This is a genomic window from Alkaliphilus transvaalensis ATCC 700919, assembly GCF_000621485.1.
Lineage (GTDB): Bacteria > Bacillota > Clostridia > Peptostreptococcales > Natronincolaceae > Alkaliphilus > Alkaliphilus transvaalensis.
In genome coordinates this window covers 125,092-143,051 of record NZ_JHYF01000006.1, presented here as the reverse complement: position 1 = coordinate 143,051, position 17,960 = coordinate 125,092, and the positions used below count along the sequence as shown (strand labels likewise).

The window sequence follows — 17,960 nt, the reverse complement described above, 5'->3', positions numbered from 1 at the left end:
ATTAGTATTTTTCTGTTAAAATGAAAAAGAGGTGAAGATCATGACTGAAACTAAATTTATTGAACTAAAATCCCATATATGGAAGGACTTAGAGACCCTTTCTAAGAAGATTAACAAAAAGGGTATTAGATCCCTCAAATCTCAAGAAGTTAAGGATTTCTTATCTTCCTTCAGACAATGTAGTGTTCATCTTGCCTATGCTAGATCCCACTATCCCGGTAGTACTACTGTAACTTACCTAAACTCATTAGTTAGTGATTGCCATAGTCATATCTATGCAGTAAAAAAAGTCTCTACTAATAGCTTTAAAAATTACATTTTATATGGATTTCCTAACCTTTTAAGGGAATTCCGTACTTACATCTTACTTTCATTTGGCTTCTTTATCTTTGGTGTGTTCCTCAGTATGTTTATGGTTTTTTATAATCCTGACTATGCCATATTATTTTTACCAGAAGCTTATATTAATGGAATAAAAGAAGGAATAACTGCTGAAGGACAATGGAACTATCCCCTCATGTCTAGTTATATTATGTTTAACAATATAAGCGTTTCTTTAAGGGCATTTGTCTTTGGAATTACCCTAGGCATAGGAACAATTTATGTACTATTTATAAATGGTGCTTTATTAGGTGCCCTTACTGCACTTGTTTATCTTTATGGGGAACCCCTAAGTTATTGGTCTTTAATTTTACCCCACGGGATCATTGAATTAGCTGCTATCTTTATTGCTGGTGCATCTGGTTTAATTATTGCAAGGTTTATGTTAATCCCTGGGGAATATAGCAGAAAACAAGGGTTAATTTATGGTAGTAAGAAGGCTATTTCTCTAATCGTTGGTATCGTTTTAATGTTAGTTATTGCAGGAATAATCGAAGGCTTCTTTACCCCCCTTAACATATCAGAGGGCCTTAAACTTTCCTTTGCAGCCTTAACAGCTATTATTCTTGCTCTATACTTTTCTATTCCATATTTTATTAAAAAATAAAATTGAAGACTTTATCTAAGAGATCAGCTTCTTATTGGGGCTTCTACTAAAGTAATCGAGGTAACTGTATAATACCTTAAGTCTGAATTTATATTTTTTATGGAAATACAAAAACTAACCCTTAGTTTCTTGAATTAAAGTCATGATTTAAGTTACTCATCGAACACCAAGTAGCGAAGTATTTATTTGATATAAATCTAATACTAATTATGTAATTTCCTACTACAAGAAAGTATTATTCTTTAACTGAATATATTTATTTACTGCCGTATACTCTAAACTTTCTGCCACCGTTTCGATACAGAATACGCCCCTTCTATTTAATATGCTTACTACTTTTTTTCTATCGGCTAGAAATTCTAATGCCACTCCTTTATTAAATAATTCTTCTTCATCCTTGGCCTCTTGATTAGCGATGGTTTCTAGCCCTTCATTTCTAATTAGCATTACTATGACAATATTATTTTTTGATATTATAGGTAACACCTTCAATAAATCTTCAGCCTCTTCATGGGTTGTAAAGTCCGTAAATAGAAAAATAATACTCCTATTTCTTTCCTTCATTTTAAATTGATGAAAGGCCTCTATAAAATTTGAGGTTTCATTAGTATGATCAATGTGATATAAGGTCTCTAACATGGCTCCCCTATGGGCAATTCCTCTACCGGGCATTAGCATTTTATTGACCTCTTTATTAAATAAAAGTAAGCCAGATTGATCTCCTCCTTGATTAATGATATCCGATAATACTAAAGCAGTATTAACTACCAAGTCTAGTTTTCTATTTCCTCTAACAGTATAACTCATCGGTCTACCTGTATCGATAAAAATGTATACATGTTGATTTTTCTCTGGTTCATACTGATTTACAATTAATTTATTTCCCCTTGCAGATGCCTTCCAATTAATTTTTTTATATTCATCGCCCGAAACATATTCCCTTAGACTTTCAAAGGAGGTTCCTCTACCAAGGCTTTTAATATTTCTTTGACCCATTTTAAATAACCTATTATTACAAATACTCAACCTATACTTTCTTAGATTTTTTAAATTAGGATAAACTTTATATTCCCGCTCGAAATTAACTTTAGAGGATTTTATACATAACCCTAGCCGACCTTCAAACCTTAGATATATGTTATGAAAGATATATGCACCCCGTTTAGTAGGAGTCAACACATAGGATAAATGCTTTTTTTCATGGGGCATCACACTTCCCTTTATTACTTTGTTTTCTACTCTAAAATGAAAATTAGGTACTTCATCTTTAATTTCTAAATTAATCTTATAAGGACTTTTATTATAAACATATAGATTGATTGGTTCTTTTTCATAAATAGATAAAGTCTCTTCTTTACTTGATTCTATAACAAGCTGTTTTTCATCTGGCGATATGTAATAATCAATTACTAACAAGCCACCACATAAAAGGTTATATAATAGGAATAAAATAAAAGTCTTTTGAAAAATAATTCCTAGCATTAAAATACCTATGCCTGCTGATAATAAATAAATAAACCGTTTGGTAATAGACAAAAGATCACCCACCTTCTATCTAGGTACTTTTACTTTAGAAAGAATCTGTAACAATACCTCATCAGCTTTAATTCCTTCTAATTCTAACTCTGGTCTTAGAACAATTCTATGTCTTAAGGTAGGAATAGTCATTCTTTTTATGTCCTCTGGAATAACATAATCTCTCCCATTATAGATGGCACAAGCCTTTGCACATTGTAGCAATGCAATTGAACCCCTAGGTGAACTGCCAATCTCGATAGTTGGATCATTTCTTGTCTCTGTAATAATTTTCATAATATACTCCATTAATTGAGGTTCGACCTTTACCCCTATTGACATTTGTTGAGCTTCAACAATATCTTGCCAACTACAAACAGCCTTAAGGTCCCAATCTTCTGGATTTATGCTTTTAAAGCCACTATGATGACGATTTAAAACCTCTAACTCTGCAGCAAAAGAAGGATAATCAATTACAATCTTCATTAAAAATCGATCTACTAAAGCTTCTGGTAATGGATATGTCCCTTCATATTCTAAAGGATTTTGAGTAGCAAATACCATATAAGGAGATGGTAGATTTAACATTTCACCATCTATAGATACTGTCCCTTCTGCCATAGATTCCAGTAAACCAGCCTGGGTTTTAGGAGGTGTTCGATTAATTTCATCTGCCAATAAAAAATTTGTAAAGACTGGTCCTTTTTTTAGTTCAAACTCACGGGATGCCATATTATAAACCTTTGTTCCTGTTACATCTGCAGGCATTAAATCAGGGGTAAATTGTATACGTTTAAAATCAAGGTCAATTGTTTTAGCTAAAGCCCTAACCATTAAGGTCTTCGCTAAGCCAGGAACCCCCTCTATTAAAACATGTCCGCCAGAAATTAAACTTATTAATGAAAACTCAACCAAATCCTGCTGCTCTACAATTACTTTGTCTAGTTCAATCTTGATCTGGTCTACTATTCTCTTGATCTTAGTCTCTCGGCTATTTTCCAAAATTCTCTCTCCTTTTCTTCAATACCATTGTTAACTGGTCTATCAACTCAACCATTCTCTTGTACTCCTTCTCACTATATTGAGTTTCTTTATATTTTTCTTTACCGCTTACTTTAACTTGGTTTTCTTCCTGTTCCATAAAGCTATAGACTTCCTTTGCCTTATGGTAATGGGGTAGTTGTGTTTGTCCCCAAAGTTCTAGCCAATTTTCTTCATGTTTCCCTAAAATCTTTAAAAAATTTTCATAATAATTCTCGAGCATAATATCCCAACACTTTGCACCCCTGTATAGGGAAGCTGAAGCATAAAGATACTCATGTTCTTCCCTTTCAACTTCATCATGAAGGGGAATTGGCTTTCCAAAGGACTTGCCTTTATAATAAAAAAAACCAATAACAACTAGAATCAACTGATAAATAATCATCTTGAAATTTAAAGGGATCTGGTTCCAGAGGGAATTATTGTTTCCTTCATTAAATAAATGATATTCATTAAAAATGATTTCATCTGTAGCGTAGGTTACCAGCATCTGTAACAACTGATATGGATAACTAGTATCGACAAGTAAAGATGCATTAGTAATGCCATCAGCATCACCCACAATAATCATGCCCTTTTCATAACTAATATAGAAGATATCGTCATCTATTATAACTTTATTACCATATTCAACGATGGACCGGTGATCTTGAGTAAGATAAAGTAATCTACCGCCTTCTTCTACCCATTCCCGAATATCCTTATGATTAATGTCAAAATCTCCGTATTCAACTACTATTTGAAACTTATTAATTTCTTGGTTTTCCAACCTTATTAAGCCTCGTTGTACAGGATATCCCAGTTGCTTTAAAGTTTCATAATATACACTATATCCCCTTTCGCCTCGATTTAAGGTAGAGTAACTTGGTAATTGATCACTTCTATTAGAAAAAAATGAGGCTCCCATCAAAAAAATTGGAATTAGGAATATAAATATCATCAACTCTTTATTTAATTTACCCTTCATCCTTCAACACCTCGTTCCAAAGCCTATTAAATTGATGGTTCCAATCTTTATACTGGTTTTCTGTGAAGGTGTTCAATCCATACCAAACTGAATTAAAGGTGTTTATAAGCCATTTAATCTCTTCCAAACTTTTAAAATTACCTTCAATTAAGCAACGATATATTTCTTCATTTGTCTTAGCCTCATTAAGATAAATAATCTTTGACCTATGAAGTAATAATAATAGGGCAATAAAATCATATCTCACCGCTAATCTAAAATCCCCTTGTAACTGTATTTCTTCAGCTTTTGCCCTAAGACTATTGGGTGTGGTCAGATCATCTATTTTTTCACCTAAAATTTCCTTAACTCTATCATTTTTTTCAAAGGTTTTATTTAATTTAACAGCTATAAATACAACAATTGTCGTGATGAATACTAAACCTATAATTAGGGCCAAAACCGAAAGTCTGTCGGCTACAACAGGAGATATTTCCATCTCATTTGAAGACAATCTTTCTAATAGCCTACTAAGCCAATCCACTAACCACTTTCTTAACTCATCCAGCCCGTTCTCCCTTCCATTACCTAAATGCCTATACCGAGGACTTTCTAATATTTCCTTTACAATATGATCAAATTCAGATTTTGCAGCAATCATTCCATCTATATGTTTCACAAGCCTAGTTCCTTTCCTTCATTCTACGAATTTTTCTTAGCTTTAAGACCAGATCGAACCCTTCCTGCTTAAACCTTTCATTAAAGTACAATAGTGAAATCATAATGGCGTTTAATGGAGCAAAAATAAAGTAAGTGATAATGTTCAGTGGATTTCTTAAAACCCCAGAAACAGCATAAAGCATTGTCATAAAACTTTGGTTATTATCAAAAATTCTTAAAACAATGAAAAAAACTGCCACTAGCAATCCCACAAAACTCTCTATAGAGACTCTAATAGCGATGACACTCAGATAGATCAGTATATTACACCCTACTATTCTCCAAAAGTTCTTTTTCACCATTATAAAACTCTTCTTAAGAGAATAGATGACTCCACCATCTTCAAAAGTAATTATGGGTATCGAGAAGATTAATAAAGATGTATATAATGTGGTTATGCCTACAACTAATAAAATAATAAAAACTATTCCTATTAAAGTAGAAATGACCATGCCTGTTACAGCATTCTGATTTAATAATAAGGACATACCAATTTCGTAATAAAACCTGTTAAGAACATAGATTACAGAGGCTATCACGGGCCCATATATTAAAAAAGCTAAAGAATACATACCCATTACTTTAGGAGACTTTTTAAAGGACTCTTTGATTGCATCAAATGCAAAGACCTCTTCTCCTGTATATTCTTCGCTGACAATTTTCATAACCCCTATCTTAAAGGACATAATAAACCCTACTAATGACGCAATTAGCAGACATATTATAAGCATGCCTCCCCAAGCATCAAATATAGGTGCAAAAATAGCTATAATAACTGACCCTGCAATGATAAGTGGGATACTACTTAAAAACAATATTACCCCATAACCAAGATTATAAAAAATCAACGACTTTAGTTTCTTTTTCAAAATTTCAATAGATTTATCCATAATTTCTGCAAAATTAAGTACTCCCATTTCATCTCTCCTTCTAACCCTAAGCCTAATTAGTTCTAAAGCCACATCTAATGATGCAGCTTTAGAATAGTCTTTAATTTTTCTTTCGATATATTTTTTTATCAGGCTGTTGATGGCTATAGAATAACTCGCCACCATTATTATTTAATATGCCCTCACTTTTACCTAAAATTAGAAAACCACTCAAGTCTAGGGAATCGTAGAAATTCGCTAATATATTTTTTTGTAATATAGGTTCTAAATAAATGAGTACATTTCTACATAAAATTAACTGAAACTCGTTTAAGATTCCACTTCCTACTAAACTATGTTGAAAAAAAAGGATATTCTTTTTTAGTTTTTCAGATATTTCCATGTAATTACCCCTAAGCTTAAAATATTCCATAAAACCCTTACAGCCTTGTGCCATTCGATAATTATTTATTTGTTTTTCTACACCCGCTAATGGATAAAGTCCATTCTTTGCTTCCTGAATCACGTATGGATTTATATCAGTTGCATAAATTTGAACTTTGTCTAACATATTCATTTCATCAAGTAAAATTGCCAAAGAATATGGTTCTTGTCCAGAAGAACACCCTGCACACCATATTTTAATATGGGTAAAAGAATCTAAGTAGGGTAATATACTTTCTCTAATTTCTGCAAAAACCTCTGGATCTCTAAAAAATTCGGTTGTATTGATAGAAAAGTTTATAAACATCTGCTCGAATAAACTTTCATCATTTATAACTGCAGTTTTAAAGTCATTAAAGTTCACTGAGCCTTGCCTAAGCATTGATATTTTTATTCTTCTCATAATACTATCAATCTGATAATTAGTATAATCGTATCCATAAATACGATAAATATCTAATAAAAAACTATAGACCTCTTCATTACTCAGCTTATACTCAAATTCCAATGAATTTTCATTTAATCCTTCGCTCTTTCTTCTGCCTCTATTCACATACTTACATAAGATGCCCAGTTTATGTAAATATGCATATAAATATTGTTTATTTACATGGATTTCCGATTGGTGATATTCCTGTAGCATATATAGTCTGTCAATGATGATTTTATTTACTATATTAGCATCAAGAAAAACAATGTTAAATCTTTCCTCCAAGCAATCATTTATATATTTTAACAAAATTGCTGTTTCTTCGTCTGTTTCTACTTCTCCAGCTATTGAAAGTTCTTTTATTCCTTTTGCATCATATTTAATACTTAACTGCATTACTACTCTCCTTTATGATCTCTTATCTATCCATGCCTTAACCAATCGAATTAAAGTATCGTAATCTACTGGCTTTGATATATAATCATTGGCCCCTGCAATGATACATCGCTCCCGATCCTCTTTTAGGGACTTTGCTGTAATCGCTATAACAGGTATATCTCTAAGAATTTCATCGCTTCGTATAGCCTTGATTGTGTCAAAACCGTTCATTACAGGCATCATAATATCCATTAAAACTAAATCAATATTATTTTCCTTTAATGTTGCTAGGGCAGCTTTCCCATTCTCCGCCTCCAATATTTCAGCTCCATATTCTTCGAGGGCTGTAGCTAATACAAAGATATTTCTAGTGTCATCATCAACGATTAATATCTTTTTACCATCTAGCCGAAGGGAATGTTCGATATTTGTCTTAGATATCAAGTAAGGTGACTGATCTGTTTTATTCTTAAGCTTATGTAAAAATAAGGTTACTTCATCAATTAATCGCTCTTTTGAATTTGCTGTCTTTACAACAATTCGATTACAATACTTTTTAATTTCCTTTTCTTGATCTTCAGTTAAGTCTTCTCCCGCATAGATTATCACTGGAGTATCGAGGTTTAAGTTATTTAACTCTCTACAAACGTTAATACCTTCCTCTTTTGTAACATCGAAGTCTAAAATAATTGCATCATACTCCTCTGCATCTAGCTGCTTCTTTGCATCCTCAACTGTAGTACTCCCCTTTAATCTGATGTTCTGATCTTTAAATAAAGCATGTATTGAATCTAATTGATTTTCATCATCCATAATTACCAAAAGTTTTTGATTTTCCTCTTGTAAATTCACCAGTTCCTTTACAATGTTCTTTATTTCGGAGGTATCCATCGGCTTTTCCTTATAAGGTATTTCACCTATATCTTGAGAAACACTAGACTTTTTCCATGAGGAGATTATTTGAACTGGAAGATGCTTTAATTCTGGAGTATTCTTGATTTCATTAAGTACATCTATTCCACTTATATCAGGTAGCATTAAATCCAAAAGTACACCATCAATCCTTTGGTCCTTTAGATAATCGAGTCCAGCCTTCCCAGTCTTAGCAATAATCGTTTTTAATCCTAACTCTTTGTTTATTTCACTTATGTATTCTGCAAAGTTAGGATCATCTTCTATTATTAAGATTACCTTATGGCTTACACTTGTCATGCTCTCTTCCTTAGTTGCGGCACTTTCTTGAAGAATTTCTAATTCCTGATCTAGATAACTCCCTTCAGAAATTATGTTAGGCAGATAAAGAGAAAAGCTGCTGCCTTTATGGGGCTTGCTATCGACTAATATCTTTCCTCCCATAAGCTCTGCTAATTTTTTAGATATGGATAATCCCAGCCCAGTTCCTCCAAAACGTCTAGAGATGGACCCATCCCCCTGTTGGAAAGCTTCAAAAATTCTAGATAAGTTTTCCTTTGCAATTCCTATCCCAGTGTCTACAACAGTAAAAGTAGCTGCCTTTGGGTTTACCGGATCAGGCTCTAACCTAAATATTACTGAGCCTTCTTCTGTGAACTTGATGGCGTTAGAGATTAGGTTTCGTAGTATTTGAGATATTTTATCCCGATCTCCCTTTAAATTTTTAACTAGTAAGTCTTCCACATAGAAGCGAATGCCTTTTTCCTCTGCTAATTTGTCAAATAGCTGCCTTGCTTCTTTAACAAGATCATTAGTTCTAAATTCTATTTTATTAATATCTATTTTTCCAGCTTCAATTTTAGATAAATCTAAAATATCATCAATCAACCTTAAAAGTTCTTGTCCAGAATTGTTTATTACGGCAATTTTTTCTAAGTCTTCTTGAATCATACCATTCTTATTATTCATGAGAAGTCTAGAAAGTAAAATAATTGAATTTAAAGGGGTACGCAATTCATGGGACATATTTGCCAAGAACTCTGTCTTATACCTATTACCTAACTCTAAGTTTTGTGAGTACCTAATTAATTCATCCTTTGTTCTTTCTAATTCACTATTTTTCATATTTAATAAACTTGCTTGTTGCTCTAGTATCTGTTGTTGTTCTTCCAGCTGAGAATTGGTTTTTTGAAGTTCTTCACTTTGATGTTGTAATAATTGTTGTTGTTCTTCAAGTTCTGCGTTTGTTTGTTGAAGCTCTGCTGTTTGCTGTTGTAACTGTTGTTGTTGTTCTTCTAATACTATATTGGCCTTCTGTAAATCTTCTGCAGCAATTTTTGCTTCCCTTTGGGCTTCTTCAGAAATTTTTAATAGGTTTCTTATTTTCTCACCTTGTAATGCACCGTTTAAACAAACTGTAATGATGTCGGAAGCTTGATTTAAGAACTCTTTTTTTATAGCAGTTAATTCATTAAAGGATGCTAGTTCAATAACACCATATAATTTGTTTTCTAGCACTAGTGGGAAAGTATATGTATTGGTAGGAGCTTCTTTATATAATCCAGTATTAATACATTCATCTTTTCTGTTGATATTTTTTAATAATATCGCCTTTCTTTCCAAGGCAACCTGACCTACCACGCCTTCACCTAACTGATATACATTTGATAAGCTTTCCCTCTCGGTAAAGGCAAATGAGGCTGTTAGACGTAGGTTCCTTTGATCGTGATAATAGATGTAAAAGGCCCCTTTTCCTGCATCCACTGTTCGAGCAATATAATTTAATGCCTTCTCAGTTAGTTCTGTAAGGGGTATATCTCCTGTTATTTCTTGATTAAGGTGATTTTCGCTATCTTTTATCCAAAACTGATCTTGAAGTTTTCTTATTAACATATTGTAATATTTGGATATTTCAACAATTTCATTGTCACCCTTTAAATCAACTCTTCTTAATTCACCCGTTTCAATACTTTTATTCATGGAGTTTTTAAGTATATTAATTGGGCTAAGTATACTTCTGATGATTACTGCAAATAAAATAATTAAAAATATTCCTAAGGTCGCCATTATGGTTATAGCAGTAAACTTTAATGATTGCTCAATCATAAAGGCATCATCAACTAAATTAGTTGCACTTTCCTCTGCAATTTTTGCAATGGCAAGAAGTCTTTCTTCTATTTCTTCTACAATATGATTGTTATTTCTAGATAAAGCACTGGCCTCTTGATCTCTCCCTTGTTGGTTTAGTGCCATTAATTCTTCTTTATTATAGCGCCATTGAAAAAACAGTGCTTCAATTTCCTCTCCTAGCATTAAAATTTCTTCTTTGTTTTCTCCATGATTAATAACATCTAAGTGGTGTTGTACCTTATTAATTAACTTAACTACTTCTAATTCAATATTACCACCCTCAGATTTATCAGATACTAATAATAGATCCTTAACTTCCCTCTGGACTTTTAAAACATCAACTCTTGTTTCATTTGCAGTCTTAGAAATTTTCAGCGGATCAGCGTAAATCTTTTTTGTAACAGATGCCAGGTGGTCAATTCTTATTATTGTAAAGATACCAAAGCCAACAAGTACAGCTATGGCAGTTATTAGGGCAATTACCAACCGATTAAAAATATTCAGCCTTATCTTTTTCAAACAGCTCTCCCCCATTCCTCAATCCTATTAAGAAATATTTTCTAAGAAATATATATCAGAAAACTCTACGTGGATTTTTTGAATAACACTTTCATTCGATTCATATTTAGGAATATCCTCTTGCCTTTGTTGAAGATTTAAATCCACTGGCAATTCTATAACAAATTCGCTGCCCCTCTGATACTGGCTATGTACATAAATATTACCCCCTTGCATCTCTACTAAAGACTTTACTAAGTTAAGTCCGATCCCGCTTCCTTCATGTTTCCTAGTAAGTAATTCATCTACCTGCTTAAACCTTTGGAAAATAACCGCTAGCTTGTCTTCTTCTATACCAATCCCTGTATCCTTTACCGATATACGAATTTGGTCTTCCATACTTTCTATTGCCACATGTATATTCCCACCCCGCGGTGTAAACTTTATGGCATTAGCCAATAGGTTAAGCATGATTCTTTCTATGGAATTTAAATCACATTCTATTATTTTTTCCTGAGCATTGGTATCAAAACTTAAATAAATCCCTTTATCTTCAACATATTCGCCAACAGACAAAGTAATTGCCTTCACAATTTCTACTATATTACATTTACTAATACTAAGATCAAAGTGACCAGAATCGATCTTTGTTATATCAATTAAGTTATTTACTAATCTTAAAAGGCGATAACAATTTTGCACCTGCATATCTATTTTTTTTCTCATTTTATTACGATTAATTTCTTCATCTTCTATGTAGAGTTTTAGCATTTGAGTGATACTCATAATGATGTTTAATGGTGTTCTAAACTCATGGGATACATTTGCTAGAAAGGTATTTTTGGCTTCGTTAGCAGCTTCTGCCTCTTCCTTTGCTTTTCGTAATTCTTCGATCTGTCTATTCACCTTTTCTTCTAAGCGTAAATTAATAAGCCTCTCTTTTTCAATCAGTTTTAAATAGGTATTAATTCTATTAATTAATTGATATTCATCAATAGGCTTAGTCAAGTAATCAACTGCTCCTATTTCAAAGCCTCTTTTTCGAAAATCTTCTCCAACGTAAGAAGCCGTTAAAAAAACAATGGGAATGTCTTTCGTTTTTTTTCGTTGCTTAATTAAAGATGCAATTTCGAAACCATCCATTTCTTCCATTTGAATATCTAAAATAATTAAATCTACTGTATTTCTCATTAACTTCTGTAATGCAACACGACCACAATCTGCTTCTAAAACTGTGGCATCAATATATTCTTTAATTAAATTTCGTAATGAAAATAAATTGTTGTGATTATCATCAACTATCAATATCGTGTACGCTGTGTTTTTTAACATCTTCATCCCACATCCCGTAAATTTTTAGTATTATAAATCACTTTATACTATAATTTTATACTAATATCCTAATTTGTCAATTTTTATCATTGGAATTGGCTTTCTAGTCCTACTAATTTTCTTTATTTTTTTAATCTTTTTTATTTTACATAAAAAAAAGACCAAAGCTATGACCTTGGTCTTATATACACTCTTTATTATTCTCTCCCCAGCAAGTCTCTAACTAAATTAGTTAACATCTCTTTACTGAAGGAAATATAATTATTTACATAGATTTTAATTCCATCAACTTCATAGACATTATAATATTGTGTACTGCTTGGTTTTCCCACTCTGACAGAAGGGATCAAATAAGAACTTCAACAATTGTGTCCTTTAGTGGAATCTATAATAATGCTATCTGTAGCTTTATCCTTTAACATTTTCTTAAGGGACTTAATTAAACCTTCATCCATAATTCTTCCTCCCTCTAATATGACATATCCCATTAATATATTATAGAGATCGGAAATCTTATAGGTGCCTATTATCCATTGTTAATCTATAAAGTTTACAAAATTTCTTCTAGTCTATCCTTTTGGAAGTCAATTATTATTTCATCCCCTACAACAATGGTTGGCAGCCCCAGCATACCCGCTGCCTTTACTTCATTGAATATGGGGTTATTGTCCCTTAGTTTTAAGAAACTCTTTAAAGATGGTAAATCTAAGCTTACATCTAAGTAATGATACTGTACTCCTTTTGCTGAAAGATACTCCTTCAATGGTGGGCAATCTTTTCACAAATGACTGCCATAAACAATTATATTTTTCATTAATACGCCTCCTACATCTGTTAGTATAAATGGTATCCTAACTATTAATTTTTAGTTTTCCCCAATTACCCGCTTCATTATTTCATTACTTCTCTTTACAAAGCCCGTCATGGCTTCAGCTGAGAGGGGCTTGTTGGTTAAAACGGCTAAATCGTATATCTGCTGTGCAATTAATCCCTTAACCTCAGATTCTTCCTCGGCATGATTTATTACATATTTAACTAGTGGATGTTTTTTATTAAGCACTAGTATTTCTTCATTTGGCATTCCAAAGTTTAAGCCTCCGCCCATTCCGTACTGCTTCATCATCTCCTGCATTCTTCTTCCTTCTTCTGAAAGGACCAACATCCCTGCCATATCTTCAGATTTTAAGTTCTCTAATTGAACTTTAAAATCTTCTCGATTAAGGATCTTCTTAAATACATTTGATAAGGTCTCTGTTTCTTTTTTAATTACTTCTTCATCTTGGATTTCTTCTTTGTCCTTCATAAGATCTGAAATATCAGAGTCTACCCGCTTAAATTTAACTTCGTTATTTTTCATCTCAATATGAGAAAGGAATGGCGGGTCGATACTATGGTCAAGAATAACAGCCTCTACCCCAAGTTCTTGTAACATTTTAATATATTGCGCTTGTTGTAGAGAATCAGTAACATAGTATACCTGCTTGTCTAACTTTTCGCCGTACTTTTCTTGATATTCTCCAATTGTAACATATTTTCCATCGGTAGTTTTGTACAATACAATAGATTCCACTTTCTGATAGAACTTTTCATCCCTCAAAATTCCGTATTTAATAAATGGATTAATGTCATCCCAGAACTTTTCAAAGGCTTCACGGTCACTCTTAAATAAGCTGTTTAATTTATCTGCAACCTTCTTTGTAATATAGTCAGATATTTTCTTAGTGAATCCATCATTTTGTAAAAAGCTTCTAGATACATTTAGCGGTAAATCTGGGCAGTCAATTACCCCTTTAAGTAACAACAAAAATTCTGGTATAACTTCTTTTATATTATCTGCAACAAAAACTTGGTTGTTGTATAACTTGATTCTTCCCTCCATTGTATCAAACTCAGTCTTTAGTTTAGGGAAGTATAAAATTCCTTTTAGATTAAAAGGATAATCCATATTTAGATGAATCCAAAATAAGGGTTCTTGAAATTCATTAAAGGTTTTTTTGTAAAATTCCTTATACTCCTCATCAGTACAAGAATTAGGTTGTTTTGTATACAAAGGACTAACCTCATTAAGGGCTTTTACTTCCTCTGCTATAATATTTCCATCGGCATCTTTTTGTGGCTCTTGATCCTCTACTTCAAAATATATTGGGTAAGGCATAAAAGAACAATATTTCTCGATGGTGGATCTAACTGTCGAATCATTTAAAAAGTCTTCACCATCGGCCCCAAGATGTAGGGTAATTTCTGTACCCCTTTCTAATCGGCTACCTTCTTCCATTTCAAACTCTGTTCCTCCATCACAATGCCACTTTACTGGAGTTGCCCCTGGCTTATAGGATAACGTATTAATGTCCACCGAGTCTGCCACCATAAAGGCTGAATAAAAACCTAGACCAAAGTGTCCAATAATCTGTTCAACGTCACCTTTATCTTTATAGTTTTTGATAAAGTCTTCTGCACCAGAAAAGGCTATTTGGTTAATATATTTCTTTACCTCTTCGTCTATCATCCCTATACCGTTGTCTATAAACTTTAAGGTTTTCTCTGTTTTATTCAATAAAACTTTAACTTTAAACTCTGGGTTTTCTTCTAGCTCTGCTTCTCCCAAACTACTAAGTCTCTTTACTTTTGTGATGGCATCACATCCATTGGATATTAGCTCTCTAATAAAGATATCATGGTCTGAATATAACCACTTTTTAATAATTGGAAAAATATTTTCACTATGAATTGACAAATTTCCTTTTTCCTTACTCATAAATACCCTCCTTATATTCTTTTTGTATAATGTGTATTACTTGTAGGTATAAAGGAATTTTTATCCTTTGTACATAAATATTTTACACCGATATAAATTGTCAGTCAATAACAAATTAGCACTCTTTAATGTAGAGTGCTAATATTTTGAGAGAATATTACTTTATTTCTTCCAAATATTTATAGAACTTTTCTAAAATCATAGGGTTATCCTTCATAAACTCCAGCAGAGCCGATATCCCCCTATAGGTTTTAAAACTTATATAGTGTTCCAACATTTCAACATTCTTTTGGAGCTGGTCTGTAGCCTCAATCAATACTAAAAATGCTTTAACTGTATTATGTCTTTCTAATAGATAAGTGGCTAAGCTACTCCCCTCAGCAGTAAGATGAATTAACCCATACTTTTCATATTTTAATAAACCCCGTTGTTTTAGCTTACCTACCATTTTTGTAACGGAGGGGGGCTGAACGTTTAGCTTATTAGCTAAATCGTTAACCCTTACATAACCACGATCAATACTTAGGCGATAAATCATCTCTATATAATCTTCCATACTAGGGGAAAGGGCCTTCTCATTTAACGCCGCAATTTCATATCCTCTAGCAGTATAAAATTCCTTACTCTCCGCCATAACCTAACCTCCTTATCAGACCAGCATTACTATTGTATATGCTAAATATGACTATACAATAACTGTTACTGATAGAATGATGCTTTTAAGTTAGATTACTTTTTTAATTCCTTCTTTAGAGAGTTTCGATATAATATCTTTAATTTGCGTACCCTTAATGGCAATATCCCTTGCAATTTCATATAGGGGAACCATAACAAATGCCCGCTCTGTCATTCTAGGATGTGGAATTGTTAATTTTTCTTCCTGTGATTGATATTCTCCAAAAATTAAAATATCTATATCTATTGTTCTTGGGCCCCACCTAATTACTCTTTTACGATGGAGTTCTTCTTCAATTAAATTACAATAGTTCAACAGTTCATGGGGACCTAAAGTCGTTTTAATTTCAGTAACAATGTTTATAAATGTATCTTGATCTAGGAAACCTACAGGTTCGGTTTCGTAATAGGATGAAGTCTGAAGAACTTCTATATCTGGGTGATGGCTGATTTTTCTTAGGGCTTCATCAATATATTCCTTCTTTTCCCCCATATTGCTCCCTAAGCTTAAATATGCCTTAATCATTTCGGTCTCTCCTAATTTCTACGCCAAAATGGTCATAGATCCCCCTAACAGGAGCTTCTGGCTTTTTCACTTTAACGAGAATTTCTTTAACACTACTAAAGCTATTTAAAATTTCAGCCGCAATGTTCTCTGCTAAAGCTTCTATTAATTTAAATTGTTTTTCTTCAGTAATTTCTTTAATTATGTTATAGGCTTCAGCATAATTTACTGTATCTTTAACATCATCGCTCTTGCCGGCTGCCTTTAAATCAACATACATTTCCACATCGATAAAAAACTTCTGGCCTAATCTTGTCTCTTCTGGCAGCACTCCATGATACCCATAAAAACCCAAATTCTTCATCATGATTTTATCCATTTTCCTGCCCCCTAACAATGGCATCTGTGACCTTTACCGTCCTTAAATTTTCTGTTATATCATGGACTCTAATAAAGTCTACCCCTTGCAGAATCCCCATAACAGAAGTGGCTAAGGTTCCCTCTACCCTCTCCTTCGGTGGTAAATCTAATATCTTACCAATCATTGATTTCTTTGATGTTCCTAATAGGATAGGGTATCCTAAGTCATTCAACTCACCTAGTCTTGCCATAACTTCAATGTTTTGTTCATAGTTTTTCCCAAAACCAATCCCAGGGTCTAATATTATCTGCCCTTTATCTATTCCTGCTCCAAGGGCTATATTAATAGACTCGTTGAAAAAATCACTAATAGCTTCCATAATGTCCTTGGAGTAATCCGTACCAATCTGGTTGTGCATAATAAAAACAGGTACATGATATTTAGCAACTACAGCTGCCATCTTTTCATCCCTTTGTAGTCCCCACACATCATTAATCATATGGGCCCCTGCCTTTAAAACTGCATCTGCCACCTCTGCTTTATAGGTATCGACTGATATTGGCACCTTAATTTCTTTTACTAACCTTTCTACTACGGGTAAGACCCTTTGTAATTCTTCCGATGCTGAAACTTCTGCCGCCCCTGGTCTGGTGGATTCTCCACCCACATCAATAATATCAGCACCTTCTTCCACCATTCTCTTCGCTTGCTGAATTGCTTCTTCTATATTGGTATAGCTTCCTCCATCAGAAAAGGAATCTGGTGTAATATTAAGGATTCCCATAATAAAGGTTCTTGTTCCTAGCTTAAATTCATAATTATCTCCCTTTAATATTTGTCTCCGATCTAGTTGCAGCTTAATATTTTTCATATAGCACCACCTCAAATTATTTTCCTAAGTTAATCAACGACATCGCTTCGGCCCTTGATCTGGCATCCTTTTTAAAGATTCCCCTTACTACCGATGTTATGGTTTTTGATCCAGGTTTCCTTACTCCTCGCATTGTCATACACATATGCTCAGCCTCTGCAACAACGATGACTCCCTGGGGCTGTAGCATCTCTTCTAGGGCATCTGCCACCATAGAAGTAAGTCTTTCCTGTAGTTGGGGTCTTTTTGCCACGGTATCTACAACTCTTGCCAACTTACTCAGTCCTGTTAATTTTCCGTCCTTAGGAATATACCCAACATGAATTTTTCCATAGAAGGGTACAAGATGATGCTCACACATTGAATAAACAGGTATATCTTTAACTAACACTAATTCCTCATGGCTTTCATCTTGAAAATAAATCTCTAGATGTTCTTTTGGATCTTCATGCAATCCTGAAAAAATCTCTTCATACATTTTGGCAATACGCTTTGGCGTATCAACTAAGCCTTCTCTATCAGGATCTTCCCCTATAGCTTCTAATATATCCCTAACGGCTCTTTCAATTTTTTCTTTATCCATTTATATC

At 33.2% G+C, this 17,960-nt stretch carries 16 protein-coding genes; 1 reads left to right on the top strand and 15 read right to left on the bottom strand.

Going from position 1 to position 17,960, the window contains the following annotated elements; genetic code table 11:
- Positions 1 to 40 precede the first annotated feature (40 nt).
- Positions 41 to 988 (top strand): stage II sporulation protein M, encoded by a 948-nt coding sequence (locus tag T335_RS0106790; protein ID WP_026476873.1) that lies wholly within the window; start codon positions 41 to 43, stop codon positions 986 to 988.
- Positions 989 to 1,210: 222 nt separating this feature from the next.
- Here T335_RS0106790 and T335_RS0106785 read toward each other — a convergent pair whose 3' ends face one another.
- From T335_RS0106785 to folE, 15 genes are all read right to left on the bottom strand, one after another.
- On the bottom strand, positions 1,211 to 2,524 hold the full coding sequence (locus tag T335_RS0106785; protein ID WP_026476872.1) for a DUF58 domain-containing protein: 1,314 nt from the start codon (positions 2,522 to 2,524) through the stop codon (positions 1,211 to 1,213).
- Between the two features lie 15 nt (positions 2,525 to 2,539).
- The gene (locus tag T335_RS0106780) at positions 2,540 to 3,505 is read right to left on the bottom strand and encodes an AAA family ATPase (protein ID WP_026476871.1); all 966 of its coding nucleotides are present in this window, start codon (positions 3,503 to 3,505) and stop codon (positions 2,540 to 2,542) included.
- Entirely contained in the window at positions 3,495 to 4,511 is a 1,017-nt protein-coding gene (locus T335_RS0106775) for a DUF4350 domain-containing protein (protein ID WP_026476870.1), read from the bottom strand. The genes T335_RS0106780 and T335_RS0106775 overlap by 11 nt, the downstream gene beginning before the upstream one ends.
- Positions 4,501 to 5,169 (bottom strand): hypothetical protein, encoded by a 669-nt coding sequence (locus tag T335_RS0106770; RefSeq protein WP_026476869.1) that lies wholly within the window; start codon positions 5,167 to 5,169, stop codon positions 4,501 to 4,503. The genes T335_RS0106775 and T335_RS0106770 overlap by 11 nt, the downstream gene beginning before the upstream one ends.
- Before the next feature lie 4 nt (positions 5,170 to 5,173).
- Positions 5,174 to 6,265, bottom strand: a complete 1,092-nt coding sequence (locus T335_RS0106765) for a hypothetical protein (protein WP_026476868.1) — start codon at positions 6,263 to 6,265, stop codon at positions 5,174 to 5,176.
- Positions 6,201 to 7,349 (bottom strand): CheR family methyltransferase, encoded by a 1,149-nt coding sequence (locus tag T335_RS0106760; protein ID WP_051569180.1) that lies wholly within the window; start codon positions 7,347 to 7,349, stop codon positions 6,201 to 6,203. The genes T335_RS0106765 and T335_RS0106760 overlap by 65 nt, the downstream gene beginning before the upstream one ends.
- A gap of 12 nt (positions 7,350 to 7,361) precedes the next feature.
- Positions 7,362 to 10,892: a response regulator gene (locus tag T335_RS20090; RefSeq protein WP_051569179.1), complete on the bottom strand. Its 3,531-nt coding sequence runs from the start codon at positions 10,890 to 10,892 to the stop codon at positions 7,362 to 7,364.
- A 27-nt stretch (positions 10,893 to 10,919) separates the two neighbouring features.
- The gene (locus T335_RS0106750) at positions 10,920 to 12,203 is read right to left on the bottom strand and encodes a hybrid sensor histidine kinase/response regulator (RefSeq protein ID WP_026476866.1); all 1,284 of its coding nucleotides are present in this window, start codon (positions 12,201 to 12,203) and stop codon (positions 10,920 to 10,922) included.
- Between the two features lie 550 nt (positions 12,204 to 12,753).
- Complete coding sequence (locus T335_RS20085; RefSeq protein ID WP_051569178.1) at positions 12,754 to 12,966, bottom strand: hypothetical protein; 213 nt, start codon at positions 12,964 to 12,966, stop codon at positions 12,754 to 12,756.
- Between the two features lie 102 nt (positions 12,967 to 13,068).
- Positions 13,069 to 14,958, bottom strand: a complete 1,890-nt coding sequence (htpG, locus tag T335_RS0106735) for a molecular chaperone HtpG (RefSeq protein ID WP_026476865.1) — start codon at positions 14,956 to 14,958, stop codon at positions 13,069 to 13,071.
- Between the two features lie 157 nt (positions 14,959 to 15,115).
- Positions 15,116 to 15,592 (bottom strand): metal-dependent transcriptional regulator, encoded by a 477-nt coding sequence (locus tag T335_RS0106730; RefSeq protein ID WP_026476864.1) that lies wholly within the window; start codon positions 15,590 to 15,592, stop codon positions 15,116 to 15,118.
- Between the two features lie 90 nt (positions 15,593 to 15,682).
- Positions 15,683 to 16,159 (bottom strand): 2-amino-4-hydroxy-6-hydroxymethyldihydropteridine diphosphokinase, encoded by a 477-nt coding sequence (gene folK, locus T335_RS0106725; RefSeq protein ID WP_026476863.1) that lies wholly within the window; start codon positions 16,157 to 16,159, stop codon positions 15,683 to 15,685.
- Positions 16,152 to 16,517, bottom strand: coding sequence for a dihydroneopterin aldolase (folB, locus tag T335_RS0106720; protein WP_026476862.1), 366 nt, complete (start codon positions 16,515 to 16,517; stop codon positions 16,152 to 16,154). The genes folK and folB overlap by 8 nt, the downstream gene beginning before the upstream one ends.
- Positions 16,510 to 17,370: a dihydropteroate synthase gene (gene folP / locus T335_RS0106715; RefSeq protein WP_084281049.1), complete on the bottom strand. Its 861-nt coding sequence runs from the start codon at positions 17,368 to 17,370 to the stop codon at positions 16,510 to 16,512. Before folP ends, folB begins: the two co-directional genes overlap by 8 nt.
- 16 nt (positions 17,371 to 17,386) lie before the next feature.
- Entirely contained in the window at positions 17,387 to 17,953 is a 567-nt protein-coding gene (gene folE / locus T335_RS0106710; RefSeq protein WP_026476860.1) for a GTP cyclohydrolase I FolE, read from the bottom strand.
- Positions 17,954 to 17,960: the final 7 nt, after the last annotated feature.

Coding starts and splice junctions, on each gene's coding strand:
- folB (WP_026476862.1), bottom strand. CDS start 16,517: ATGGATAAAATCATGATGAAGAATTTGGGTTTTTATGGGTATCATGGA.
- folP (WP_084281049.1), bottom strand. CDS start 17,370: ATGAAAAATATTAAGCTGCAACTAGATCGGAGACAAATATTAAAGGGA.
- T335_RS0106775 (WP_026476870.1), bottom strand. CDS start 4,511: ATGAAGGGTAAATTAAATAAAGAGTTGATGATATTTATATTCCTAATT.
- folE (WP_026476860.1), bottom strand. CDS start 17,953: ATGGATAAAGAAAAAATTGAAAGAGCCGTTAGGGATATATTAGAAGCT.
- htpG (WP_026476865.1), bottom strand. CDS start 14,958: ATGAGTAAGGAAAAAGGAAATTTGTCAATTCATAGTGAAAATATTTTT.
- T335_RS0106790 (WP_026476873.1), top strand. CDS start 41: ATGACTGAAACTAAATTTATTGAACTAAAATCCCATATATGGAAGGAC.
- folK (WP_026476863.1), bottom strand. CDS start 16,159: ATGATTAAGGCATATTTAAGCTTAGGGAGCAATATGGGGGAAAAGAAG.
- T335_RS0106750 (WP_026476866.1), bottom strand. CDS start 12,203: ATGTTAAAAAACACAGCGTACACGATATTGATAGTTGATGATAATCAC.
- T335_RS0106765 (WP_026476868.1), bottom strand. CDS start 6,265: ATGGTGGCGAGTTATTCTATAGCCATCAACAGCCTGATAAAAAAATAT.
- T335_RS0106730 (WP_026476864.1), bottom strand. CDS start 15,592: ATGGCGGAGAGTAAGGAATTTTATACTGCTAGAGGATATGAAATTGCG.
- T335_RS0106760 (WP_051569180.1), bottom strand. CDS start 7,349: ATGCAGTTAAGTATTAAATATGATGCAAAAGGAATAAAAGAACTTTCA.